Below are 23,306 nucleotides of genomic sequence, written 5' to 3'. Positions count from 1 at the left end.
CCGGCAACTCCAGGCGGGGGCGAGCCGGAAGGATACCGCGTGCCGCGCTTGCCTCGCCCATGCCGCTCCGGTCCAATGCCCATTCGCCCGCATCGGAGTTTTCCGACCGCGCGCGGCGCCATCGCCCGATTCACGCCGTCGTGCCGCGGGCGCAGGCTAACCCCATCGCCGGAGACCCCCATGATCGACCTCACCCACATCGACGACCTGGCCCGCCGCCTCAGCGAACTGGTTCCGCCGGGCCTGCGCGAATCGGGCGAGGAACTGCAGGCGAGCTTCCGCAGCGCCCTGCAGGCCGGCCTGGGCAAGCTCGACCTGGTGACCCGCGAGGAGTTCGACGTGCAGCGCGCGGTGCTGCTGCGCACGCGCGAGAAGCTGGAGGCGCTGGAGCGCACGGTCGAGGACCTGGAAGCGCGCCTGCACGCCGCCAGCAGCGCGCCAGGCCCGCACTGAGGCCGCCATGGGCCTGGCGCTGGTGCACAGCCGCGCGCGGGCCGGGGTCGCCGCCCCGCCGGTCCAGGTCGAAGTCCACCTGTCCGGCGGCCTGCCCTCCACCCAGATCGTCGGCCTGCCCGCCGCGGCGGTGCGCGAATCGCGCGACCGCGTCCGCGCCGCCATCCTCTGCGCCCAGTTCGAATACCCGCAGCGGCGCATCACCATCAACCTCGCCCCGGCCGACCTGCCCAAGGACGGCGGCCGCTTCGACCTCCCGATCGCGCTGGGCATCCTTGCCGCCAGCGGGCAGATCGACCGCGAGGCGCTGGCCGGCTGCGAATTCCTCGGCGAGCTTGGCCTGACCGGCGAACTGCGGCCGGTCGACGGCGTGCTGCCGGCGGTGCTGGCCGCCGCCCGCGACGGGCGGAGGCTGGTCGTGCCGGCCGGCAGCGGCGCGGAGGCGGCGCTGGCCCGCGAGGCCGAGGCCTATGTCGCCCGCACCCTGCTGGAAGCCTGCGCCGGACTGGGTGGCCCGGCCGCGCTGCCGCGCGCGGAGGCGGCGATGGCATGCGCGGCGCAGGTTCCCGTCCCCGACCTGGCCGACGTGCGCGGCCAGGCCCAGGCACGCCGGGCGCTGGAAATCGCCGCCGCCGGCGGCCACCACCTGCTGATGAGCGGCCCACCCGGATGCGGCAAGACCCTGCTGGCCTCGCGCCTGCCCGGCCTGCTGCCGGAGGCCTCGGAGCCCGAGGCGCTGGAAACGGCGGCGGTCGCGTCCATCAGCGGCCGCGGCTTCGATCCTCAGCGCTGGCGCCAGCGGCCGTGGCGCGCGCCGCACCACGGCGCCAGCGCGGTCGCCCTGGCCGGCGGCGGCAGTCCGCCGCGGCCGGGCGAGATCTCGCTGGCGCACAACGGCGTGCTGTTCCTCGACGAGCTGCCGGAATGGAGCCGCGCCGCGCTGGAGGTGCTCCGCGAGCCTTTGGAGTCGGGCCGCATCACCGTGGCCCGCGCCGGGCGCAGCGCCGAGTTCCCGGCCCGCTTCCAGCTGGTCGCGGCGATGAACCCCTGCCCCTGCGGGTGGGCGGGCGATCCGTCCGCGCGCTGCCGCTGCACGCCCGACCGGATCCGCCAGTACTGGAGCCGCCTTTCCGGCCCGCTGCTGGACCGGATCGACCTGCACCTGGCGATGGCGCGGCTGCCGCCGCGCGCGCTGCGGGCCGACGCACCGGCGGGCGAATCCAGCGCAACCGTGCGCGAGCGGGTGGTCGCCGCGCAGGCGCGGCAACGGGCACGTGCCGGCCAGCTCAACGCCCGCCTGGACAATGCGGGCCTGGCGGCCAGCTGCCGCCTGGACGACGCCGGCCAGCAGCTGCTCGAGCAGGCCGGCGAACGCCTGCAGCTGACCGCCCGCAGCCTGCACCGGGTCCTGCGCGTGGCCCGCACCATCGCCGACCTCGCCGGTGCCGACCGCATCGCCACGGCCCACCTCGCCGAAGCCCTCGGCTACCGCGCGCCGCCGGCCTGCGCCACGCGCTGAGGCCTGCGCCTCCCCCATCGGTCATGGCCGCCGTTTAACGCGCCGGCAACGACCGCCGCCCCGTTCCTGCGCTAGCGTGGCCGCTCCGATGCCGTCCGGCATCCCCGGGGAACCTCCATGCACCGCACTTCGAAACTGTTCGCCGTCTCCAGCCTTGCCCTCGCCCTGGCCGCCTGCACGGGCAAGCAGGACGACACCGCCGCCGGTGCCGCCGCGCCGGCCGCATCCGAGGCGCCGAAAGAGGTCGAGCTGATCGCACGCGACGCCCTGTTCGGCAATCCCGAGCGCGCCGGCGTACAGATCAGCCCGGACGGCAAGTACCTGAGCTGGATCGCGCCGGTCGATGGGGTGATGAACGTCTGGGTCGCGCCGGCCAGCGACCCGTCCGCCGGCCGTGCGGTCACCGACGACAAGGCGCGCGGCATCCGCAACTACTTCTGGTCCTATCGCCCGGACACGCTGCTGTACCTGCGCGACAGTGGCGGCGACGAGGACTTCCACCTGTACGCGGTCGACCTGGCCAGCAACCAGAGCCGCGACCTCACTCCATTCGAGAAGACCACCGCGCAGGTGGTCGGCGTCAGCCCGACCTTGCCGGACAGCATCCTGGTCGGCATGAACGACCGCGACGCCAAGTGGCACGACCTGTACCGGGTCGACCTGGCCAGCGGCGCGCGCACGCTGGTGGAGAAGAACACCCAGGAGATCGCCGGCTACATCGCCGATGGCGCCTACAACCTGCGCTTCGCGCAGCGCTCCCGCCCCGACGGCGGCATGGACATCCTCAAGCGCGCCGGCGATGCGTGGGAAAAGGCCGACGAGGTTCCGTTCGAGGACGTGCTGACCACCAACGTGCTGGGCCTGACCCACGACGGCAAGACCCTCTACCTGTCCGACTCGCGCAACCGCAATACCGCGGCGGTCTATGCGGTCGACAGCGCCACCGGCGAGCGCAAGCTGCTGGCCGAGGACGCGCGCGCCGACATCGGCGGCGGCCTGTCCGACCCGCGCACCGGCGAGCTGCAGGCGGTGTCGGTCGACTACCTGCGCGAGGAATGGAAGACGATCGGCGATGCGCTGGCGGCCGACCTGAAGACGCTCGAGGGCATCGGCCCGGGCGAGGCCGGCGTCAACGCACGCACGCTCGACGACAAGACCTGGATCGTCACCTACTCGGCCGCCGAGTCGCCGGTGGTCTACTACCGCTACGACCGCATGCCCGGCGCCGAGGGCAAGCTGACCAAGCTGTTCTCCGCGCGCCCGGCGCTGGACGGAAAGCCGCTGGCGCCGATGTGGCCGCAGGAGATCAAGTCGCGCGACGGCCTGACCCTGCCCAGCTACCTGACCCTGCCGGTGCAGGCCGATCCGGACGGCGACGGCAAGGCCAATGCGCCGGTGCCGATGGTGCTGCTGGTCCACGGCGGGCCGTGGGCGCGCGACGACTACGGCTACAGCAGCTACGACCAGTGGCTGGCCAACCGCGGCTACGCGGTGCTGGCGGTCAACTACCGCGGCTCCACCGGCTTCGGCAAGGAGTTCACCAACGCCGGCGACGGCGAGTGGGCCGGCAAGATGCACGACGACCTGATCGACGCGGTGCAGTGGGCGGTCGGCCAGGGCATCACCACCGCCGACAAGGTCGCGATCATGGGCGGCAGCTACGGCGGCTACGCCACGCTCGCCGGCCTGACCTTCACCCCCGACACCTTCGCCTGCGGCGTGGACATCGTCGGCCCGTCCAACCTCAACACGCTGCTGGCGACCGTGCCGCCGTACTGGGCCAGCTTCTACGAGCAGCTGGCGCGGCGCATGGGCGATCCGCGCACCGAGGAAGGCCGCAAGTGGCTCACCGAACGCTCGCCGCTCACCCACGCCGACAAGATCAGCAAGCCGCTGCTGATCGGCCAGGGCGCCAACGACCCGCGCGTGAAGCAGGCCGAAAGCGACCAGATCGTCGAGGCGATGAAGGCCAAGAACATCCCGGTCACCTACGTGCTGTTCCCCGACGAGGGCCACGGCTTCGCCCGCCCGGAGAACAACAAGGCCTTCAACGCGATCGCCGAGAACTTCCTTGCCAAGTGCCTGGGCGGCCGCGCCCAGCCGATCGGCGAGGACCTGAAGGGCTCCAGCGTCACCGTGCCCACCGGCGCCGACGGCGTCGAGGGCCTGGGTGCGGCGCTGCAGGCGCATACGCAGGACGTGCGCAAGTAACTGCGGGAAATGGCGGGCGCCGGAGTCCGGCGCCCGCTGCTACGGCTGCCAGACCGTGCCGAGCGGATCGAGCTCCATCGTGTCCATCGTCCCGCCGCGCCAGCCGAAGCCGCAGACGGCGAGGACGCCTTCGTTCATCGGGTCCAGGCCCAGGGCCTCGTCCAGGCACGTCTCGTTGATCGCGCACGTCACGTAGGCGGCCAGGCCCGCCTCGGTGGCCGAGAGGTACAACGTCTGCGAGAGGTGGCCCGCCTCCAGCAGGACCGCACGGTAGGCCTTCGCGTGCTGGCGGTATTTCCAGAAGTTCCGCGCGTAGCGCGGGGCCATGATCGCGAGCACGTGCGCATCGGCGAACCAGGTCTGGCCGGCGACGGCCTCGCACATGAGCTTTTCCAGCGGCATTGCGGGATCGGGCAGGCGGCCCAGCGCGTGCTCGATGGGGTCGTAGTAGTAGATCCCGGGGTCCAGGCCGGCCACGTCCCTGACCACGACGTAGGCATCCACCGGGTGAAGCCCGCCCCCCGAAGGGCAGTTCTTCTTCAGGAATACCGTATCAGGCGTCACGGGTACCACGGCCTGCGCCGCGAACACGCGCTCGAGAACCTGGGTCAGCGACGCCAGCGGAAGTGCCCGTGATCGATCGAAGTTGCGGCACGTGGCCCTCCGCCTGAGCAGGTCGTCGAAGCCGTTCGACGCACTTCGCTGCAACGCGACCCTGGAGACGATGTCGCCACGAATGGCGCGTTCCGGCGGCGGCGGCCCGAGCACGTCCCGCAACTTGTCTGCCGTTTCCGTGCCCGTGCTCTGCATGGCCTCGACGGCATCCACCCCGTTCCAGCGGGTCAGGCCATGCGCAAGGGCCGAGAGTGGATGCCAGTGGCTTCGCCTGAGTGCCTCGTCCCTTGCACGGCGTGGATCGTCGGCGTCCGCCTGGTCGGCAAGGACCAGCCCACAGTCGATGAGCTCCTTCAGCTTCGGCTGCCACCCGTCCGGCAGGTCGGCCGGTTCGCTCCATTGCTCGGGGCTGAGACCGCCCAGGACCTCGCGGGCCAATGCGTCCACCACATACTCGCCGCCCAGGTGTGGTGCCAAGGCGATCCAGGAGCGGGCACGCCTGGCGCCTGTCCCGCCGGCGAGAAGATCACCCAGGTCGAAAGTGACCTCTTCCCTGGATTCGAGATAGAGCACCTTGCACCGGCGAACCCTCATGCCTTCCTCTTTCATGCGACGCGTTTCCCGTTAAGCTTCGCTGCGAAACCACCCCTGACGGGTGGTCAGGGGAAACCGATGTCCGATCCGAACCAGGGGGCTGCACCGGCTCCCCTCGCTCCCGAAGTCGCCGACCGCCTGCTCGACCTGCTGGCAAGTGACGATGATTTCCGGGATCTCTTCGCTCGAGACCCCGCAGCGGCGCTGGTCAAGGCCGGCTACGACCCCGGCGCGGCAGAGGATCTCAAGCTGCTCCATTCCCGGCTGAAGGTCGGAGGCCTGGCTTCCAAGGACGCCATCGCCTCGGCACGCGACGAGATCCGCTCTTCGCTGACCTCCGGGCTGGGCATGCAGCCGATCCTGCTCAACATCCAGTCGAAGGGCACGCGCGACGCGTGACCTCACTGTGTCTGGGCCGGCGGCAGCCTCGTCATCTCCAACCGCCGGTCCAGCACGCCCCGGTCACCAGCCGCCGCAGCCAGCGCGGCGGCGTGGCGCTCGGCAAGCCGGGCATCGACCACATTGAGACCCTGCTGGCACCACGCACAGCCATACTCCGCATAGGCCCGCCCCCTGTTGCCTGCAAGCCAGCGGGCCTGTACGAGCGCGGCGTCGGCTTCGCCTGCGGCCATGTAGGCCTCCATCAGGGCGACCCTGGCCTGCAGCGGCTCCGTTCCGTCGACGATGGCGTTGAGGGAAGCGATCGCCTCGTCCGGTTTTTCCGCGAGAATCAGCTGGCGGGCCGCCAGCACCGTAGCCAGGGATTTGACCGGCTGGATCGAGGCCAGCCTGTCGTTCTCCTTCAGCGCCGCCGAGACGGCCGCGGCCGGTGACGGGTCGCCCATCCGCTGCGCCAGCAGCGCGGCATGCAAGGCGAGCGTCGCATCGTCGCGCTGGTCCATGCCGCTGGTGGGCTGCCGGACGGCCGTCAGGGCAGCATCGACCGCCGACCGCAACACCTGCTTGGAAGTGTCCGCGTCCCCCATCGCCCAGAGTGCGACCGCCAGCGGCAGATGGCTCTGGCGGAAGCGGGCGGCATCCTTGCCCGCCCTTGCATGCACCCGGTCCGCCTCGGCCCTGGCGAGGCGCCACTTCCCTTCGTCGAGGTACATCGACACGCGTTCGAAGTAGGTCAGCTTGAGCTGGTCGTCGGGCGGCCAGAGCTTCTCCGCTGCAGCGAAGTCTCCTGCTGCCGCCAGCGCTGCGACCTGCCAGATCCGCATGCCCGGCGTGCCGGTATCACCGGCGGATGACAGGATCCGCCGGGCCTCGTCGAACTCGCCGCGTGCCAGGCGGAGCCTACCCAGAAGCTCCATGGAAACCTGGGCGAACTCGCTCTGCTTGACCGCCGCACGTGAAGCAAAGTCCAGCGCCTGCTCGTAACTGTTGTGAACCTCGAGCGCGAAGGCGGTGTTGGTCAGCGCGGGAAAATAGTCGGGATACATCTTCGCCATCTGCATCCAGGCGTCGGCGGCATGCTCCGGATCTTCCAGCTGCACCACCCACGCGTCGAGATAGACCTGGTCCCTTCCCTTCAGGTTCGCGCGCAGTTCCTGGGCCTTCCTGAGGTAGGGCATCCCCTCCGCCTGCTGGTCCAGCACGCTGTAGGCCCGCATGACGCCGATATGGGCCAGCGCGAACTCGGGATCGAACGAGATCGCCCGCTTGTAGAAGTCCCTGGCCTGGACGTAGTTGCCCGTTCCGTATGCCTCCTGGCCCAGGGCGTAAGCCCGCAGGGCATCCAGGCTCCGCGTCGCCACTTGCGGAAGAGGCTTGGAATCCTTCGAGAGTGCGACGCTGCCTTCGCCCAGCGCCGACCGCAACGACGCCGTGACCTCGTCGATCGATTCGAGGGTCGATTCCATCCCGACCCCATACGCCGAGGTGGAGAACAAGGTCTCCCTCGTCCGCGGATCGACCAGTTCCAGGCTGACATGGACCTGGCCGCCCACCTCCGATACCGAAGGGAGGACGAGGCCAAGCGCGCCGTCGCGGATGGCGACTTCGGACCCGACCTCGCGATCCACCAGCGCGAGCATCGGACGCCCCATGCGCGAGAGGGTATCCCGCACCTTCAGCTCCGACAGCACGTTGACGTAGCGCGACTGCTCCAGGCTCAGCCGGAAAGCCTGCTCCAGCGAGTCGTCCAGCACGGTCTGGCCGGTCATGTTGCGCAGGTCGCCCACCACCACCCAGTCGCGCTCGGAGAAGGCGATCGCCGGCTCGGGGCGGGTCATGAACCAGCCACCGACCACCATGCCGGTCGCCAGCACCACTTCCGCGGCGAGCGCCGCCGGCCTGCGCCACGCGGGGATGTCGCGCCGCGCCTTGGCGTCGCCGCGAGGGCCGCGCAACGGCGCCAGGCCCGGCTCGCCGACCTCGTGCACCTCCTGCACCTCCGGCACGCCCTTGAACAGCCAGCGGCCGTGGGTGCGCCATTGCAGGGCATCGCCGCGTTCGCCCAGCTCGCGGGCCGAGCGCCGCAGCAGCGGTTCGACCACCGAGGACAGCAGGATCTGGCCGGGCCGGGCCAGCTGCATCAGCCGCGCCGCGAACGGCTTGGCCAGGCCTTCGACTTCCACCGGCTTGGCCCCGGCGTTCACCGCCTCCTCGCTGTTGCGCCAGATCAGCACCTCGCCCACGTGCAGGCCGGCGCGTGCCAGCAGCGGGCCCACGCGATGGGCGCGACCGAGCGCGTCCAGCCCGCGGCGGTAGTCGAGCGCGAAGCCCAGTCCGTCGAGCGGGCGCTCGAACAGCAGCAGCAGGCCGTCGGACCGGTCGATCAGGCGGCCGCGCCAGCGTTGCTGCAGTTCCAGCACCAGCCGGTCATGGTCGCGGAACAGGGTGGCGGCCACGCCATCCCCGAGCTTCTCCACCAGCGCGGTCGAGTCGCACAGGTCGGTCAGCAGCAGGGTCCGCAACTGCGGGGCGTTGGCATCGTGCGGCATGCCGTCCATCCCGTCGTCCTCAGGTCGCCGGCACGCCGGCGGCGTCGATCCAGAACGCGCGGTTGCCGCCCAGGCGCTTGGCCTCGTACAGCGCCGAGTCGGCGCGGGCGTACCAGTCGTTCCAGTCCTGCTCCGCGTCCACCAGGCAGGCGCCCACGCTGACCGGGCAGATCGTCGGCACGGCCTGCTGCAGCTGCAGCAGGTTGCGGGTGGTGGCGACCACGAACTCGGCGTAGCGCATCACGTCCTCGCGCCGCTGCGCCGCGACCAGCAGGCAGAACTCGTCGCCGCCCAGCCGGCACGGCACGTCCTCGGCACCGGCGACGGAGCGCAGGATGCCGGCGATGTTCTGCAGCACGCGGTCGCCGACCAGGTGGCCGTGGTCGTCGTTGACCTGCTTGAAGCGGTCGCAGTCCACCAGCACCAGGCCGAGCGAGGCGGTCTGGCCGAGGCGGCGGCATTCCTGCAGGTGCAGGGTCAGGCCGCGGCGGTTGTACAGGCCGGTCAGCTCGTCGGTGCGGATCAGCTCTTCGGTCTGGTTGAGCTGGTGGGTGGTGGCGTAGAGGTTGTCCAGCGCCGTTTCCAGGTCCTGGTTGCGGCGGCGCAACTGCCGGATCAGGCTCTGCTCGTTGAGCACCACGCGGGTGATCGAGCGGCGCAGGAACTGCGCGACCAGGTGCGGATCGCGCTCGACCAGCTGCTGGAACTCCACTTCGCCCAGCTCGACCACGCGACCGTCGCTGGCGGCCACCGCGTCCGCGCTGCGCGTGTGCTCGCCGATCAGCAGGCCCAGCTCGCCGAAGAACTCCTGCGGCCCGAGCTGCTTGGTCGCCAGGTCGTTGCCGAAATCCAGCTCGACCCGGCCCGCGGCGATGACATACATGATGTCGCCGGTGTCGCCGCGGCGGAAGATGCGCTCGCCGTTGCGCACAGCGCGCTCGCGGCCGACGGCGGCGAACAAATCGAACTCGCACGCCGCCAGGGCGGCGTTTCCGCCACCACCGGCTTCCTGTTCGTTCCTGTCCCGGACGTTGCGTGCCACGCCGTCGCTCGACATCCCACGGCTCCCGAACCCGGCCCCCCCCGGGTGAAGACGGAGCATACCATCGGGGCGCGTACGGCATGGCGCCCGCCGGTTGGCCACGTGCCCGGAGCGCCAGGGGAACCGATGGTCCCGCCGGCGGCAGGCACCCGCCGGCCCCTCCGTCCTGCGCCCTCGTCCGTCGCGGCCCATGGCCTGGCTCCCGGCATGCCAGCCGCCGGCGGATGCCGGCCCCTATACCGGGGCAAACGCCGGAACGACCCCGCCACGGCCGTGCGGCGCGCAGGACCCGGGAGGCGTCCCTCCCGGGGACGCCCCCGCGGGGCGTCGCGGCTCAGGCCGCGGCGCGGTCGTGGAACTGCTCTTCCTCGGTCGAGCCCTTCAGCGCGGTGGTCGAGGACTGGCCCTGCTGGATCGCCTGGGTCACCTGGTCGAAGTAGCCGGTGCCGACCTCGCGCTGGTGCTTGACCGCGGTGAAGCCCTTCTCGGCGGCGGCGAACTCGGCCTCCTGCAGTTCGACGAAGGCGCTCATCTGCCGGCGGGCGTAACCGTGGGCCAGGTTGAACATCGAGTAGTTCAGCGCGTGGAAGCCGGCCAGGGTGATGAACTGGAACCTGTAGCCGTAGCCGGCGATTTCCTTCTGGAACTTCGCGATGGTCGCGTCGTCCAGGTTCTTCTTCCAGTTGAAGCTGGGCGAGCAGTTGTAGGCCAGCAGCTTGCCGGGGTACTTCGCGTGGATCGCCTCGGCGAACCTGCGCGCGAACTCCAGGTCCGGCTTGCCGGTCTCGCACCACACCAGGTCGGCGTACGGCGCGTAGGCCAGGCCGCGGCTGATCGACTGCTCCAGGCCGTTGCGGACCTTGTAGAAGCCTTCGACGGTGCGCTCGCCGGTGCAGAACGGCTTGTCGTTGTCGTCGACGTCGGAGGTCAGCAGGTCGGCGGCCTCGGCGTCGGTGCGCGCCACCAGCAGCGTCGGCACGCCCAGCACGTCGGCGGCCAGGCGCGCGGCGTTGAGCTTCTCCACCGCCTCGCGGGTCGGCACCAGCACCTTGCCGCCCATGTGCCCGCACTTCTTCACCGAGGCCAGCTGGTCCTCGAAGTGCACGCCCGAGGCACCGGCCTCGATCATCGCCTTCATCAGCTCGAAGGCGTTGAGCACACCACCGAAGCCGGCTTCGGCGTCGGCCACGATCGGCTGCAGGAAGTCGATGCTGTCGTCGCCCTCGGCATGGTGCAGCTGGTCGGCACGCAGCAGCGCGTTGTTGATCCGGCGCACCACCGCCGGCACCGAGTCGGCCGGGTACAACGACTGGTCCGGGTACATCTGCCCGGCCAGGTTGGCGTCGGCGGCCACCTGCCAGCCCGACAGGTAGATCGCGTTCAAGCCGGCCTTGACCTGCTGCATGGCCTGGTTGCCGGTCAGCGCGCCGAGCGCGTTCACGAAATCCTTCTCGTGCAGGTAGCGCCACAGCTTCTCCGCGCCGATCTTCGCGATCGAATGCTCGACCGGAATCGTGCCGCGCAACCGGACCACGTCGGCGGCGGTGTAGTTGCGGGTGATGCCGGCCCAGCGCGGGTCGGTGTTCCATTCGTGCTGGATCTGTTCGGCGGTCTTCAGGGTGGTCATGGCGTTCTCCGTGGGGTGTCGATGCGGTTCTGGATGCGGCTCAGTCGATGCGGGCGTAGGCGGGCAGGGTCAGGAACTCCACCAGCTGGCAGGCGCGGGTCAGTTCGTCGAGCAGGCCGATGGCCTCGGCAATCCGCGCGCCGCCGGGCAGCGCCGCGGTGTCGCCCAGGCGGCCCGGCAACGCGGCCAGGGTCCGCTCGAACAGGGCGAAGTCGATCACCGTGCCGTCGGCCAGGTGCACCGGGCTGCCATCGGCGTGGCAGCCGCGCGGATCGGAGTGGTGCAGCCACTGCCACAGCTGCGCGCGGGCGATCTCGGCGGTGGCCGCGTCCTCCATCAGCCAGTGGATCGGCACGCAGCCATTGCCGTCCAGCCAGGCGGCCATGTAACGCACGCACACTTCCACGTTGTTCTCGAAGCCGGCGCGGGTGATGGTGCCTTCGCTCGGGCGGATCAGCTCGTCGCGGCTTGCCCGGACATCCGCGCGCAGCACGTGGTGCTGGTGCGGCGTCGGCATGTGCGCGTCGAAGATCGCGCGCGCCACCGGGATCAGTGCCGGATGCGCCACCCAGGTGCCGTCGTGGCCGGCGGTGACCTCGCGCAGCTTGTCGGCACGCACCCGCGCCAACGCCTGCTCGTTGGCCGCCTCGTCGCCGGCGATCGGGATCTGCGCGGCCATGCCGCCCATCGCGTGCGCGCCGCGGCGGTGGCAGGTGCGGATCAGCAGTTCCGAGTAGGCCTTCAGGAACGGCTGGGTCATCGTCACCTGGCCGCGCTCGGGCAGCACCCGGTCGGCATGGGCGCGGAAGGTCTTCAGGTAGGAAAAGATGTAGTCCCAGCGCCCGCAGTTCAGGCCGACGATGCGGTCCTTCAGCGCATGCAGGATCTCGTCCATCTCGAACACCGCGGGCAGCGTCTCGACCAGCACGGTCACCTTCATCTGCCCGTGCGGCAGGCCCAGCATCGCCTCCACGTGCGACAGCGCGGTTTCCCACAGGGCGGCCTCTTCCATGCTCTGCAGCTTGGGGAGGTAGAAGTAGGGGCCGCGGTCGTTGGCCATCAGCGTGCGCGCGTTGTGCCAGGCGAACACGGCCATGTCGAACAGGCCGCCGGCGATCGCTTCGCCGTCGATGCGCACGTGCTTTTCGTCCAGATGCCAGCCGCGCGGGCGCACGATCAGCACCGCGCGTTCCTCGTACGGGCGCAGCCGGTACTGCCTGCCGTTGTCGCCCTCGAACTGCAGCGTGCCGTCGACCGCCGCGGCCAGCGCGCGCTGGCCGGCCAGCAGGTTGCGCCAGGTCGGGGCGGTCGAATCCTCGAAGTCGGCCATGTAGCACTGCGCGCCGGAGTTCAGCGCGTTGATCACCATCTTCGGGTCGGTCGGCCCGGTGATCTCGACGCGGCGGTCCTGCAGCGCGCGCGGGATCGCGGCGACGGTCCAGTCCCCGGCGCGGATCGCGGCGGTGTCTGCCCGGAAGTCCGGGAGGCCGCCGGCGTCGAAGAAGGCCTGGCGCTCGCGGCGCGCGGCCAGGCGGGCGCGGCGCTCGGGCTCGATCGCCCGGTGCAGCGATACGAGCAGGCCCAGCAACGGCGCCGGCAGCAGCTGCTCCTGCCCGGCGACGCGCTCGGTCAGCGAAAGCCCGGCCGCGGCCCGCGGCGCGACCGCGGCGACGGGCGGACGGGCACCGGAGGGGCGCGGCGACACGGGGATGGCAGTGGCGGACATGGCAGGCTCCTGGGCTGCACGGGTCGGGAGTCCACGCTGCGCTGCGACAAACTATTTGACAAAACAGTTTTGCCAATGTAGTTCATAAGCTTAACTAATATGCAGGCACAACCATCCCGTGCCCGGAAGCGCAAGTCCTCGTTTTTCCTACAAATCCGACCGCCTCAAGCCGCTGCGCGCGTTCTGCCAGACGGTCCGGCTGGGGTCGGTCTCGCGGGCGGCCGATGCGCTTTTCGTCTCCCAGCCGGCGATCACGCTGCAGCTGCAGGCGCTGGAGCGCGACCTGGGGGTGCGGCTGCTGGAGCGCAGCGGGCGGCGACTGACCCCCACCCGCGAAGGCGAAGTCCTGTACGAGATGGCCCTGCCGCTGGTCGAGCAGCTGGACGGGCTGGAGGCGGCCTTCCGCGAGCGGGTCCAGGGCCTCGATGCCGGCGAGCTGAAGATCGCGGCCAACAGCTCGACCATCCTCTACCTGCTGCCGCGGATCGTGGAGGCGTTCCGCGCCCGCCATCCCGACGTGCGCCTGACCCTGAACAACGTGGTGACCAGCGAGGGCACCGACCTGCTGCGCGAGGACGCGGTGGACCTGGTGGTCGGCACCCTGCTCGACGTGCCGGCGGACCTCAGCTACGAGGGCGCCTACCGCTTCGAACAGCGCCTGATCGCACCGCCCGGGCATCCGCTGCTGAGGAAGCCGCGGCTGGAACTGGCCGACCTGGCCCCGCATCCGCTGATCCTGCCCCCGAAGCGCCAGATCACCTGGCGGCTGGTCGACCTGGTGCTGCAGCAGAACCGGGTGCCGTACACGGTCGCGCTGGAGGTGAGCGGCTGGGACGTGATCAAGCAGTACGTGGCGATGGGCATGGGCGTGTCGATCGTGCCGTCGATCTGCCTGGGCGAGAACGACGGCGAGCGCCTGGGCTCGCGCTCGCTGGCCGCGTTCTTCCCGTCGCGCAGCTATGGCGTGATCGTGCGCAAGGGGCGCGTGCTGTCGCCGCAGGCGCGTGCGTTCATCGCCCTGATCAAGCCCGACCTGATGGCGCCCCGCGAGTACGACGAGGCCGGGCACTCCGAGCGTTGAACGGCTCGCCGGATCAGGCGTTCTTCTTCGGACCGGGGGTCGGCCTGGGCGGCGGTGGCGGCGCCTCCCGCCCCTGCAGGCGCGCCCCGTAGTGGTGGTCGTATTCGTAGGCCCGGCGCCGGGAGGCCGCCGGCTTGCCCGCCTGCCTGCGCGGTTCCTGCTTGTCCGCCATGCCGTCCTCCTCCCGCATCACCCGCCTCGCCTCGCGCGGCTGCGCGTGGCTGCCGATGACCGTGACAACGGCAGCCACGGGGGCGACAGGCCGGGCCCACGCGCACCACGCGCGCCGGAGCACCTGGCCGGCCGCTAGCATTGCGCGAGCATCAGCACGTAGCCGTCCGGGTCCTCCAGGCGGAACTCGCCAGCCGGCATGTAGAACGGGTGGGCGATGGACCCGGGCGCATGCCCGAGGGCTCGCAGCTGTTCATACGCCTGCCGGACATCGTCGACGTACAGGTAGAACAGCACCGCCTGCACCGCCGCATCGACCGGCGCGTCGGCCAGGCCGACCATCAGGTTCGCGCCGTCGCTTTCCAGCCACGCCCACGTCGGCGCCGAACCACCGTCCGGAACGACCGAACTGGCCACGGAAAATCCGAGGTCGGCGTAGAAGCGGATGCTGCGCGCGACATCGGCCACGTGGGCGAAGGCGACGAGGGAACGGGTTCGGGCGGCCATGTCCTTGCACTCCGGCGTGGGACCGTCGAGCCTAGCCGGTCGTCCCCGGGCCTGCGCTGCCTGCGCGCTGCCGCAGGTGCGCGGCCGTGGGCTGGAGCAGGTCCCAGAGGTTGCCGTAGAGGTCCTCGAACACAGCCACGGTCCCGTACGGCTGCTCCACCGGTTCGCGGACGAAGCGCACGCCGCGCGCGCGATACGTGCGGTAGTCGCGGCGGACGTCGTCGGTATACAGGAACAGGAACACCCGGCCGCCGGTCTGTGCGCCCACGTGCGCGGCCTGCTCCGCGGTCGACGCGCGCGCCAGCAGCAGCTGCGATTCCACCGCGCCCGGCGGCGAGACCACCACCCAGCGCTTGCCCTGTTCCGGCACGGGCGTGTCTTCCACCAGGCGGAAGCCCAGCGTGCCGACGAAGAAGTCGAGCGCCTCGTCGTAGTCGCGTACGACGAGGGAGACCAGGCCGAGGGACTGCTTCATCGGTGCGGGGCGCTCGCGCGGCGACGGTCGGGAGCGGCAGCGTAGCCGATCCGGGTCCGCGGCCGTGCCGCCCCTAGAGCTTGAACAGCGGCTGCAGCAACCGTGCCATCCAGCCGGAGAACCGCAGCGGCGCGTCGGTCGCCGCGACGCAGATGCAGGGCACGCCGGGCAGGGTCACCGGCTGGTGTTCCACGTCTTCGTCGAGGTCGGCGACATCGCCCGGGCCGAACTGGCCGATCGCGTCGCGATAGGCGCCCTGCAGGATCAGGGTCAGCTCGTTGCCCCCGTGGGTGTGCATCGGGACGCTGCGCCCCGGCGCGGTCCGCAGCAGCATCAGGTGCCCGTCGTCGCACCGGTCGGCGCGCATGTAGTGGATGCCGGGACCGATCATCCGCCAGCGCAGGTCGGCGTAGCGCTGGCCGAAATACGGCTGCAGGGTGCGCGGCAGTTCGCCGGACGGCGCGGAGCGCGCGGGCCGCGGATGAGGCGGGGCCAGGGGCGGCCCCTCCGCCAGCACGCGCTCCCGCAACCGGGAGCGCGCGTCCCCGGCCAGCGGTGCGCCATCCTGCTGGGCCAGCAGATGGCCGCCGATGCGGTCGGCCAGCGCGAGCTGCGCGCGGCAGTGCGCGCAGGCTTCCAGGTGCGCGGACACCACGGCCGAGAACGCCTGCGGCAGCGCCCCGGCGGAATGCGCGATCAGCGTCGACGGATCGGGATGATGGTTCGTGGTCATGGCCCGGCCCCCAGACCGGCCTTCAGGCGGGCGAACGCACGCCGGAGCGTGGACTTGACCGAGCCCAGCGGCATGCCGAGCTCGGCCGCGATTTCGCTGTGGCTGCGGGCTTCGAGGTAGGCCATGCGGATGAGCCGCGCCTGCGCCGCGGGCAGGCCCCGGATCGCGCGGTCCAGGCCGACATGGTCGGCGTAGGCGTCGGGCTGCACGCCGTCCTCGTCGACCGCCCAGCCATCGTCGCCATCCGGGAAGCCGGCCTCGGCATCGCGGTGCGCCGATCGCCGGCGCGCGTCGATCTGCAGGTTGCGGACGATGCGGAACAGCCAGGTCGACAGGCTGGCGCGGGCGGGGTCGAACGCGGCCGCACTGCGCCACAGCCGCAGCATCGCGTCCTGCACCAGGTCGTCGGCCTGGGCACCGGCGACGCCATGGCCGAGCAGGTAGCGCTTGAGCCGGGGCGCGTAGTGGTCGTGGATGCGCAGGAACGCGTCCATGTCCCCATGCATGGCGACCGCCCGCATCTGGTCGCTCCAGTGGCAGGCATCGTCCGGCATGGCGTCGATCGTGCTGGACACGCGCTTGGGCGCCGCGAGCGGCGTCACTTTCCTGGTGGCCGGGTCGATCGGCATCTTACCCTCGAGCCCCCGGATGGGGTCCTCCTGCTTACGCATGCCGCGGGCATTCGGATCCCCGTGGGCCGCGCACCGGTCACGGCAGCGGCGGCCGCGGCTGCGCTTCGGGCCAGTGCTGCGGCACCCGGCGCAGGCGCCCGGTGTCGTAGCCCATCGCCGCGACCTGGCGCACCAGTTCCCGGTAGCGCGCCTCGGGCAGGCTGGGGCTGCGGGCCATGATCCACACGTAGTCGCGCTTGCTGCGCGCGACGATGGTGTCCGAGTAGTCCGGCGCCAGCGAGGCGATGATGTACTCGGCCTTCACCGGCCAGACGAAGCGCATCCCCCACACCGCGTTCCCGGATCCCTCGCGGACGAAGCCGGTGGGCGTCATGGTCTCCAGCTCGCCGTCCGGGCGGCCCGCGCGGTAGCGGAACACCGTGTCGATGCGTCCGTCCGCGCCGCGCGAGTAGCTCTCCACCGCGTTGACCGCCTCGCGCTCCATGGGCGTCGGGATCGAGGCGATCACGTACCAGTCCCCCATGAAGCGGTCGATGTCGACATGGGCCACCGGCTCGATCGGGCGCGGGTGGCTGCCGCCGGCGCAGGCGGTGAGCAGGGTGGCGATGGCAAGCGAGGGCAGGAACGTGGCGCGGCGATGGGCATGCATGGGGTGGTCCTCAGCGCCTTGGCGCGAACAGGTAGTGGGCGACCATCCATTGCCGGCCACGGTCGTAGCCGAACAGTTCGGCGCAGGCCATCCAGAACATCCGCCAGCGCCGGAACCACAGCCGCGCCCGTGCCTTGCCGCCATAGGCTTCGGCGAGCACCGGCAGGAGCACGTCGCGGTGGCGGTCCTGGTTGGCCAGCCAGGCCTCGGCGGTGCGCTGGTAGTGGTGGCCGTCCACCAGCCAGCGGTCCTGCAGCACCAGGTCGCGCTGCAGGTGGAGCAGGGTGTCGGCCGCGGGCATGATCCCGCCGGTGAAGAAGTGCCGGCCCATCCAGTTGTCCCCGCCCTGCGCCTCGAACGCATAGGCCGCGACGCGGTGCACGAAGATGTGCACGAACAGCCGGCCCTCCGGCCGGAGCCAACCGGCGATGCGCGACATGAGCGCCTCGTGGTTGCTCACGTGCTCGAACATTTCCACCGATACGCACCGGTCGTACGCCGAACCTGCCAGCTCGAGCCGGTTGACGTCGCAGGTGAGCACGCGCACGTTGGCCAGGCCGCGCTCGCGGCAGCGGGCCTCGATCCAGGCGCGCTGCGACTGCGAGTTCGAGACGGCGGTGATGCGCGCGGCCGGGAAGCGCTCGGCCATCCACAGCGTGAGCGAGCCCCAGCCGCATCCCAGTTCGAGGATGTCCATGCCGTCGGCCAGGCCGGCACGGGCGGCGTACAGCGCCAGCATCGCCTCCTCGGCCTCGGCCAGGGTCGCGTCCTCGCGCTCGAACAGGCACGCGGAGTATTTCAGGCGCGGGCCCAGGCAATGCGCGAAGAACGCGGCCGGGACTTCGTAGTGCTGCGCGTTCGCGGCATCCACGTGCACCGCCACCGGCATCCGCCGCAGCGTCTCCAGCAGGTCCCGGTGGCGCGCCTGCTGCTGCGCCGCGCCGCCGGCCAGGCATTGCCGGAGGCGCTGCGCGCACAGGCGGCGGATGCCGTGACGGATGGCCGCATCCGGCAGCCATCCACGCTCGGCCAGTCCGGTGAGGCCAGCCTCCGGCCGCTCGCCGGGCGCTCCCGCCATGGCTGCCGCTGTATCCATCTCACGTGCTCCTGCGGTCGTGTTCGCGGGGAAACCAGGGAAAGAAGGCCGGGGTGCGTTCGCGGTAGCGGCGGTAGTCCTCGCCCCGGGTCCGCAGCGCCTGCGCCTCCGTCCAGGGAATGCCGCTGAAGTAGCGCAGGAACAGGTACATCAGCACCGGTCCGGTCCAGGAAAGCAGGTGCAGCGGCGAGCCGACCGACAGGGCTACGTAGGCGAACCAGTGCAGCCATTCGAAGAAATAGTTCGGATGGCGCGACCAGCGCCACAGGCCGGCGTCGCAGGTGCGCCCGCGGTTGCGCGGGTCGGCCCGGAACCGCGCCAGCTGGCGGTCGGCGACGGTTTCGCCGGCCAGGCTGCCCAGCCAGACGAGCACGCCCAGCAGGGTCCAGGCGGTGGGAACGGACACGGGATTGGCGGCCACGGCCACGAACGGCAACGCGAACAGCACCACCAGCCCGGCCTGGGCGAGGAACAGCAGCAGGAACGGCAGGCCGCGATCGTTCCAGTGCGCGCGCAGGTGCCGGTAACGGCCATCCTCCGCCTCGCCGCGTACCCGGTGCGCCAGGTGCAGGGCCAGCCGGAGGGCCCAGGCGCCGGCCAGCACCGCCAGCAGGGTCCGCGGCAGCGGCGCGCCGTCGCCCAGCCCGGCCGTCAGCAGCGCGGCCGCGCCCATCCCGGCGGCCCACAGCACGTCGACGATGCCGGCATTGCGGCGCGCGCGCTCGACACGCCAGCCGGCGAACATCACCGCCGCCATCAGCAATGCCAGCAGGCCCAGCTGCACGGGCACGCCCATCAGCCGGCGCCCCCGGCGACCCAGCGGTCGCCGTGCGGTGGCCGTGCGCCGGGGCGGGCCAGCAGCAGGTGCGACACGCCGATCGAACGCTCGAGGAAGCCGCCCTCGCAATAGGCCAGGTAGAAGTCCCACAGGCGCAGGAAGCGCTCGTCGTAGCCCTGCGCGCGGGCGCGGTCGAGCGCCTGCAGGAAGCGCTCGCGCCAGGCGCACAGCGTGCGCGCGTAGGACAGGCCGAAGTCCTCGAGGTGCACGAGCTGCAGGTCGCTGGCGCGGGTCTTGGCGGCGAGCATGCCCTGTACCGAGGGAATGAAGCTGCCCGGGAAGATATGCCGCTTGATGAAGTCCACCGATCGCAGCGCCCGGGCGTAGCGGTGGTCCTCGATGGTGATGGCCTGGACCAGGGCCATGCCGTCGTCGGCGAGCAACGCGCCGAGCCTGCCGAAGTACGTGTCCTGGTAGCCGGCGCCGATGGCCTCGATCATCTCGATCGAGACCACCCGGTCGTAGCGCCCGTCGAGGTCGCGGTAGTCCTGCAGCAGCAGCTCGATCCGGTCCTGCAGCCCGGCTTCGGCCACGCGCGCGCGGGCCAGTTCGAACTGCTCGCGCGAGATCGTAGTGGTGGTGACCCTGCAGCCGTACGCGGACGCGGCATGGATCGCGAAACCGCCCCAGCCGGTGCCGATCTCCAGCACCCGCTGTCCTTCGCGCAGGTCGAGCTTGCGGCAGATCGCGTCGAGCTTGCGGGTGGAGGCCTGATCGAGGCTGTCGCCCGTCTCCCACAACGCGGAGGAGTACATCAGGTCGGCGGACAGGAACAGGCCGAAGAAGTCATTGCCCAGGTCGTAGTGCGCGGCGATGTTGCGGCGCGAACCGGCCCGCGTGTTGCCGCGCAAGGCGTGCCAGGCGCGTTGCGCGGCGCCGCCCAGCCTCGCCGGCCCGGTCTCCATCGCGTCGAGCAGGCCGCGGTTGCGCACCAGCAGCCGCACCAGCCCGACCAGGTCGTCGCACCGCCAGAGGCCGGCGCCGTAAGCCTCGCCGGCGCCGATGCTGCCGTTGAGCGCCAGCATGCGGTAGGCACGCGGGTCGTCCACCACCATGCGCACTTCGCGCGCGCCGCGCTCGCCGAGGACCGCGCGCCCCCACGCGTCCTCGATCACCAGCGCGCCGTGGCGCAGCCCCACCAGCCGCTGCAGGAGGCGCGCGCGCAACCAGCCGTCGAGCGCGGACGGCGCGCCGCTGGCGTCGATGCGGAGGGAGGTCTGGGTCATGGCCGGGCGTCCGTGGGCGGATCCGGCGGCACGCCGTCCGCCAGCCGTGGGTGGGAGTGGAAGGGGGTTCGCTTGAGCCACAGCCGCAGCGCCTGCCAGTGGATCGCGCCGGTCACCTGCGCGGTCATCAGCGGATAGCGCCACAGCACGCGCGCCAGCGCGGCGCCGTCCAGCGGGCGCCGGCGCAGGCCGAGGGTCGCGTCGAACTCGCGGGTGGCGCCATCGCCGACCTGCATGTGCACGGCCAGGCCCTCGCCCGGCACGGTGAAGCGCCATTCGTAGCGGCGCGCCATGCCGATGAACGGCGACACGTGGAAGGCCTTGTCGAAGCGCCATTGCAGCGCCGGGCCACGCCGCTCGGCACGGGCGACCGGCAGGACGTAGGCGTGGCGTTCGGCCCACGGGGTGTTGGTGATTTCGGCGACCACGGCCTCCAGCGCGCCCCCGGCGTCGGCGGCGGCATGGCAGTAGTAGAAGGTCACCGGGTTGAAGACGTAGCCGGCGTAGCGCGGATGGCAGAGCATCCGCACCGGGCCGGCCGGACGTCCCGCCCCCGCCTGCTCGACCCGGTCCAGCACGGCCTCCCGCAGCGAGGGCACGTCCGGGTCGAGGAAGTCCCCGCGCCGCCACTCGGCGACGTTGCGGCGGCGGGACGACCACAGCCAGCGCCCCGCGAAGACCCGGTCGACCTCGTCCAGGTCCAGGTAGAGCTGGGCCACGCGGTAGCCGAACGCGTGCGCACGCGGCAGGTGGCGCCGGTGCACGACGCGGCCCTCGTACACGGCGCTGTGCAACGGACTCATGCCGCCGCCCCGATGCGGTGCGCGGCGTGCGCCTCGACCGCCGCCGCGACCTCCTCGCCGCTGCGGATGCCGTCTTCGTGGAAGCCCCAGCCCCAGTAGGCGCCCGCGAACCAGGTCCGGCGGAGCCCCTGGATCTCGCTGGCGCGCGCGCGCGCGGCGACCGACGCACGGGTATAGACCGGGTGCGCATAGCGCAGCCGCTTCACCACCCGCGCCGGGTCGATGGCGTGGCCGCGGTTGAGTGTCACCACGAACGGCTCGTGCGACTGCAGCCCCTGCAGCAGGTTCATGCAGTAGCTCACCGTGCACGGCGCCGCCGGATCGGCCGGCACGTACGCGTTCCATGCCGCCCAGGCCTTGCGATTGCGCGGCAGCAGGGCGGCGTCGGTGTGCAGGACGACGTCGTTGTCCTGGTATTCGAGTGCGCCGAGGATCGCCCGCTCGCGCGCGTCGGCGTCGGCCAGCAGCGCCAGCGCCTGGTCGCTGTGGCAGGCCAGCACCACGTGTTCGAACGGCTCTATCCCGGCGGCGTGGAGCAGGCGCACGCCGCCTTCGAAGCGGCGCACCGCCCGCACCGGGCAACGCAGGCGCACGTCCACGTTCCAGCGTTCGCGCAGGCGCTGGACGTAGGTGGACGAACCGCCCTCCACCACCCGCCACTGCGGCCGGCCGGCCAGCTGCAGCATCTGGTGGTTGGCCATGAACGCCACCAGGTATTGCACCGGGAACTCGAGAATGCGCGCCGCCGGCGATGACCACAGCGCCGAGGCCATCGGAACCAGGTGGTCGTCGCGGAACGCGTCGCCGTAGCCGTTCGCGGCGAGGTAGTCGCCGAGGGTCGGCCCCGGGCCGGGCTGGTGCAGCAGGCGGGGCGCCTGGCGGTAGAAGCGGACGAGGTCGGCGAGCATCCCCCAGAACCTCGGCGACGCCAGGTTGCGCCGCTGGCAGAACAGCGTGTCGGCCGAGGACGCGCTGTACTCCAGCCCGTCCTCGCGCTGCACCGAGAAACCCATCGTGGCCGGCCGGGTGGCGACGCCGAGGTCGTCGAACAGCGCGGTCAGGCGCGGGTAGTGGCCCGGGTTGTGGACGATGAAGCCGGTATCGACGTGGTAGGTGCGGCCTTCGTGGTGCACCTCGTGGGTGTGGGTGTGCCCGCCGAGGCGGTCGTCCGCCTCGAACAGCACCACGTCATGGCGCCGCGACAACCGCCAGGCCGCCGACAGGCCGGCGATGCCCGAACCCACGACGGCGATCCTCACCGGCGCACCGCCTTGCCCATCACCCAGGCCGGCACCGGACGCAGGCCCCAGACCAGCCCGAGGGCCTGCATCGCGCGCAGCACGTACCACGTCGGGTCGATCTCGTACCAGCGGAAACCCTGCCGCGCCGAGCCCGGGTAGAAGTGGTGGTTGTTGTGCCAGCCTTCGCCCAGGGTCAGCAGCGCCAGCCAGGCGTTGTTGCGGCTGTCGTCGCGCGTGTCGAACCGGCGCCGGCCGAAGCGGTGCGCCAGCGAGTTGATCGTCACCGTGGCGTGGAACAGCGCCACGGTGGACACGAAGAATCCCCAGACCAGCATCTGCGGCCCGCTGGTGCCCAGGCCCGGCATGAGCCGCGCCAGCAGCGCGCCGAGCGCGTACAGGACGACCGCGAGCAGCAGCGGGACCGCCGTGTCGTAGCGGTCCAGCCAGCGCAGTTCCGGGTAGCGGAGCAGGTCGCCGATGCGGCGATGGTCGGTGGCGAACGCCTCGGGGGTCAGGAACCAGCCGACGTGGCTCCACAGGAATCCGCGCACGCCGGGCGAATGCGGGTCGTCGACCGTGTCGGCATGGCGATGGTGGTGGCGATGGTGGGCGGCCCACCACAGCGGCCCGCGCTGCACGCCGGCGGCGCCGATGACCGCGAACAGCAGCTGCAGCGCGCGCGAGGTCTGGAAGGCACGGTGCGAGAAGTAGCGGTGGTAGAAGGCGGTGATCGCGAACATCCGCACCAGGTAGAGCGCGATGGCCACGCCCAGCGCCACCGGCGACACGCCCACCCAGATCACGCCAGCGCACCCGGCATGCAGCCCGACGAAGGGCAGCGCACGCAGCCAGTCGATCCGCCGGCCCACCGGGCCCTCGTTGCCGCGGCGCGCCGCGCCGCCGGCCAGCCACATGCCGAGCCGCGCCCATGCGGCGTGCGGGTAGGCCAGCGGCGTATCCGCCTGCGGAACGGCTTCGTGCATCGGCGATCTCCGGCCAGCGCGGTCCTGCGCCGGGTGTGCATACGCGGCACGAGGCGGAATGGATCCCCGCGGCACGCCGGATGCCCGGCGTGGTGGTGCATGGGATCCGATGGCGCGCTCCCGGCGTAAAGACCCC

The 23,306-nt window shown here is 71.5% G+C and carries 22 protein-coding genes; 5 read left to right on the top strand and 17 right to left on the bottom strand.

Features of this window, described 5'->3' with window-relative positions; translation table 11 throughout:
- Window positions 1–180: 180 nt before the first annotated feature.
- The 3 genes from ubiK (at window position 181) to ACA089_RS13150 (ending at window position 4,183) form a co-directional block, all read left to right on the top strand.
- On the top strand, window positions 181–453 hold the full coding sequence (ubiK, locus tag ACA089_RS13160; protein ID WP_372017467.1) for a ubiquinone biosynthesis accessory factor UbiK: 273 nt from the start codon (window positions 181–183) through the stop codon (window positions 451–453).
- 7 nt (window positions 454–460) lie between these two features.
- On the top strand, window positions 461–1,972 hold the full coding sequence (locus ACA089_RS13155; protein ID WP_372017466.1) for a YifB family Mg chelatase-like AAA ATPase: 1,512 nt from the start codon (window positions 461–463) through the stop codon (window positions 1,970–1,972).
- A gap of 117 nt (window positions 1,973–2,089) precedes the next feature.
- Window positions 2,090–4,183, top strand: coding sequence for a S9 family peptidase (locus tag ACA089_RS13150; protein ID WP_372017464.1), 2,094 nt, complete (start codon window positions 2,090–2,092; stop codon window positions 4,181–4,183).
- A gap of 39 nt (window positions 4,184–4,222) precedes the next feature.
- Here the strand turns inward: ACA089_RS13150 and ACA089_RS13145 are convergent, their stop codons facing one another.
- Window positions 4,223–5,407, bottom strand: coding sequence for a putative peptide maturation dehydrogenase (locus ACA089_RS13145; RefSeq protein ID WP_372017463.1), 1,185 nt, complete (start codon window positions 5,405–5,407; stop codon window positions 4,223–4,225).
- 63 nt (window positions 5,408–5,470) lie between these two features.
- Here ACA089_RS13145 and ACA089_RS13140 point away from each other — a divergent pair, with 63 nt between their 5' ends.
- Window positions 5,471–5,791, top strand: coding sequence for an NHLP-related RiPP peptide (locus tag ACA089_RS13140; RefSeq protein WP_372017462.1), 321 nt, complete (start codon window positions 5,471–5,473; stop codon window positions 5,789–5,791).
- Window positions 5,792–5,793: 2 nt separating this feature from the next.
- On the opposite strand, the gene ACA089_RS13135 is transcribed toward ACA089_RS13140, so the two are convergent.
- From ACA089_RS13135 to aceB, 4 genes are all read right to left on the bottom strand, one after another.
- A complete protein-coding gene (locus tag ACA089_RS13135; RefSeq protein ID WP_372017460.1) occupies window positions 5,794–8,349 on the bottom strand; it encodes a putative peptide modification system cyclase in 2,556 nt (851 codons plus the stop codon).
- 10 nt (window positions 8,350–8,359) lie between these two features.
- Window positions 8,360–9,397 (bottom strand): GGDEF domain-containing protein, encoded by a 1,038-nt coding sequence (locus ACA089_RS13130; RefSeq protein WP_372017458.1) that lies wholly within the window; start codon window positions 9,395–9,397, stop codon window positions 8,360–8,362.
- Window positions 9,398–9,716: 319 nt separating this feature from the next.
- Window positions 9,717–11,009 (bottom strand): isocitrate lyase, encoded by a 1,293-nt coding sequence (gene aceA / locus ACA089_RS13125; protein ID WP_372017456.1) that lies wholly within the window; start codon window positions 11,007–11,009, stop codon window positions 9,717–9,719.
- 40 nt (window positions 11,010–11,049) lie between these two features.
- Window positions 11,050–12,735, bottom strand: a complete 1,686-nt coding sequence (gene aceB, locus ACA089_RS13120; RefSeq protein ID WP_372017455.1) for a malate synthase A — start codon at window positions 12,733–12,735, stop codon at window positions 11,050–11,052.
- A gap of 118 nt (window positions 12,736–12,853) precedes the next feature.
- Between aceB and ACA089_RS13115 the strand changes: the two genes are divergently transcribed.
- Window positions 12,854–13,816 (top strand): LysR family transcriptional regulator, encoded by a 963-nt coding sequence (locus tag ACA089_RS13115; RefSeq protein WP_372017453.1) that lies wholly within the window; start codon window positions 12,854–12,856, stop codon window positions 13,814–13,816.
- A 13-nt stretch (window positions 13,817–13,829) separates the two neighbouring features.
- Here ACA089_RS13115 and ACA089_RS13110 read toward each other — a convergent pair whose 3' ends face one another.
- The 12 genes from ACA089_RS13110 to ACA089_RS13055 form a co-directional block, all read right to left on the bottom strand.
- The gene (locus ACA089_RS13110; RefSeq protein WP_372017451.1) at window positions 13,830–14,066 is read right to left on the bottom strand and encodes a hypothetical protein; all 237 of its coding nucleotides are present in this window, start codon (window positions 14,064–14,066) and stop codon (window positions 13,830–13,832) included.
- Between the two features lie 56 nt (window positions 14,067–14,122).
- The gene (locus tag ACA089_RS13105) at window positions 14,123–14,494 is read right to left on the bottom strand and encodes a VOC family protein (RefSeq protein ID WP_372017449.1); all 372 of its coding nucleotides are present in this window, start codon (window positions 14,492–14,494) and stop codon (window positions 14,123–14,125) included.
- A 31-nt stretch (window positions 14,495–14,525) separates the two neighbouring features.
- Complete coding sequence (locus ACA089_RS13100; protein ID WP_372017447.1) at window positions 14,526–14,969, bottom strand: VOC family protein; 444 nt, start codon at window positions 14,967–14,969, stop codon at window positions 14,526–14,528.
- A 73-nt stretch (window positions 14,970–15,042) separates the two neighbouring features.
- Window positions 15,043–15,702, bottom strand: a complete 660-nt coding sequence (locus tag ACA089_RS13095; protein WP_372017446.1) for a ChrR family anti-sigma-E factor — start codon at window positions 15,700–15,702, stop codon at window positions 15,043–15,045.
- Complete coding sequence (locus tag ACA089_RS13090; protein WP_372017444.1) at window positions 15,699–16,331, bottom strand: sigma-70 family RNA polymerase sigma factor; 633 nt, start codon at window positions 16,329–16,331, stop codon at window positions 15,699–15,701. The genes ACA089_RS13095 and ACA089_RS13090 overlap by 4 nt, the downstream gene beginning before the upstream one ends.
- Before the next feature lie 79 nt (window positions 16,332–16,410).
- Window positions 16,411–16,983 (bottom strand): lipocalin family protein, encoded by a 573-nt coding sequence (locus ACA089_RS13085; RefSeq protein ID WP_372017442.1) that lies wholly within the window; start codon window positions 16,981–16,983, stop codon window positions 16,411–16,413.
- A 10-nt stretch (window positions 16,984–16,993) separates the two neighbouring features.
- Entirely contained in the window at window positions 16,994–18,079 is a 1,086-nt protein-coding gene (locus tag ACA089_RS13080) for an SAM-dependent methyltransferase (RefSeq protein ID WP_372017440.1), read from the bottom strand.
- A gap of 1 nt (window position 18,080) precedes the next feature.
- The gene (locus ACA089_RS13075; protein WP_372017438.1) at window positions 18,081–18,875 is read right to left on the bottom strand and encodes a DUF1295 domain-containing protein; all 795 of its coding nucleotides are present in this window, start codon (window positions 18,873–18,875) and stop codon (window positions 18,081–18,083) included.
- Entirely contained in the window at window positions 18,875–20,143 is a 1,269-nt protein-coding gene (locus tag ACA089_RS13070; RefSeq protein WP_372017436.1) for a class I SAM-dependent methyltransferase, read from the bottom strand. Before ACA089_RS13070 ends, ACA089_RS13075 begins: the two co-directional genes overlap by 1 nt.
- Window positions 20,140–20,946: a DUF1365 domain-containing protein gene (locus tag ACA089_RS13065; protein ID WP_372017434.1), complete on the bottom strand. Its 807-nt coding sequence runs from the start codon at window positions 20,944–20,946 to the stop codon at window positions 20,140–20,142. Before ACA089_RS13065 ends, ACA089_RS13070 begins: the two co-directional genes overlap by 4 nt.
- Complete coding sequence (locus ACA089_RS13060; protein WP_372017432.1) at window positions 20,943–22,205, bottom strand: NAD(P)/FAD-dependent oxidoreductase; 1,263 nt, start codon at window positions 22,203–22,205, stop codon at window positions 20,943–20,945. The genes ACA089_RS13065 and ACA089_RS13060 overlap by 4 nt, the downstream gene beginning before the upstream one ends.
- The gene (locus ACA089_RS13055; protein ID WP_372017430.1) at window positions 22,202–23,170 is read right to left on the bottom strand and encodes an acyl-CoA desaturase; all 969 of its coding nucleotides are present in this window, start codon (window positions 23,168–23,170) and stop codon (window positions 22,202–22,204) included. The genes ACA089_RS13060 and ACA089_RS13055 overlap by 4 nt, the downstream gene beginning before the upstream one ends.
- Window positions 23,171–23,306: the final 136 nt, after the last annotated feature.

The organism is Pseudoxanthomonas fibrivorans (assembly GCF_041464125.1).
Taxonomy (GTDB): domain Bacteria; phylum Pseudomonadota; class Gammaproteobacteria; order Xanthomonadales; family Xanthomonadaceae; genus Pseudoxanthomonas.
The sequence above is the reverse complement of the archived record's forward strand: the minus strand, read 5'-3'. Positions and strand labels throughout refer to the sequence as shown.

Excerpts from the sequence above, each read along its gene's own strand:
- ACA089_RS13065 (WP_372017434.1), bottom strand. The coding sequence starts at position 20,946 with ATGAGTCCGTTGCACAGCGCCGTGTACGAGGGCCGCGTCGTGCACCGG.
- ACA089_RS13105 (WP_372017449.1), bottom strand. The coding sequence starts at position 14,494 with ATGGCCGCCCGAACCCGTTCCCTCGTCGCCTTCGCCCACGTGGCCGAT.
- ACA089_RS13155 (WP_372017466.1), top strand. The coding sequence starts at position 461 with ATGGGCCTGGCGCTGGTGCACAGCCGCGCGCGGGCCGGGGTCGCCGCC.
- ubiK (WP_372017467.1), top strand. The coding sequence starts at position 181 with ATGATCGACCTCACCCACATCGACGACCTGGCCCGCCGCCTCAGCGAA.
- ACA089_RS13075 (WP_372017438.1), bottom strand. The coding sequence starts at position 18,875 with ATGGGCGTGCCCGTGCAGCTGGGCCTGCTGGCATTGCTGATGGCGGCG.
- ACA089_RS13100 (WP_372017447.1), bottom strand. The coding sequence starts at position 14,969 with ATGAAGCAGTCCCTCGGCCTGGTCTCCCTCGTCGTACGCGACTACGAC.
- ACA089_RS13055 (WP_372017430.1), bottom strand. The coding sequence starts at position 23,170 with ATGCACGAAGCCGTTCCGCAGGCGGATACGCCGCTGGCCTACCCGCAC.
- ACA089_RS13140 (WP_372017462.1), top strand. The coding sequence starts at position 5,471 with ATGTCCGATCCGAACCAGGGGGCTGCACCGGCTCCCCTCGCTCCCGAA.
- ACA089_RS13085 (WP_372017442.1), bottom strand. The coding sequence starts at position 16,983 with ATGCATGCCCATCGCCGCGCCACGTTCCTGCCCTCGCTTGCCATCGCC.
- ACA089_RS13090 (WP_372017444.1), bottom strand. The coding sequence starts at position 16,331 with ATGCCGATCGACCCGGCCACCAGGAAAGTGACGCCGCTCGCGGCGCCC.
- ACA089_RS13095 (WP_372017446.1), bottom strand. The coding sequence starts at position 15,702 with ATGACCACGAACCATCATCCCGATCCGTCGACGCTGATCGCGCATTCC.
- ACA089_RS13130 (WP_372017458.1), bottom strand. The coding sequence starts at position 9,397 with ATGTCGAGCGACGGCGTGGCACGCAACGTCCGGGACAGGAACGAACAG.
- ACA089_RS13080 (WP_372017440.1), bottom strand. The coding sequence starts at position 18,079 with ATGGATACAGCGGCAGCCATGGCGGGAGCGCCCGGCGAGCGGCCGGAG.
- ACA089_RS13145 (WP_372017463.1), bottom strand. The coding sequence starts at position 5,407 with ATGAAAGAGGAAGGCATGAGGGTTCGCCGGTGCAAGGTGCTCTATCTC.
- ACA089_RS13135 (WP_372017460.1), bottom strand. The coding sequence starts at position 8,349 with ATGGACGGCATGCCGCACGATGCCAACGCCCCGCAGTTGCGGACCCTG.
- aceB (WP_372017455.1), bottom strand. The coding sequence starts at position 12,735 with ATGTCCGCCACTGCCATCCCCGTGTCGCCGCGCCCCTCCGGTGCCCGT.
- ACA089_RS13150 (WP_372017464.1), top strand. The coding sequence starts at position 2,090 with ATGCACCGCACTTCGAAACTGTTCGCCGTCTCCAGCCTTGCCCTCGCC.
- aceA (WP_372017456.1), bottom strand. The coding sequence starts at position 11,009 with ATGACCACCCTGAAGACCGCCGAACAGATCCAGCACGAATGGAACACC.
- ACA089_RS13070 (WP_372017436.1), bottom strand. The coding sequence starts at position 20,143 with ATGACCCAGACCTCCCTCCGCATCGACGCCAGCGGCGCGCCGTCCGCG.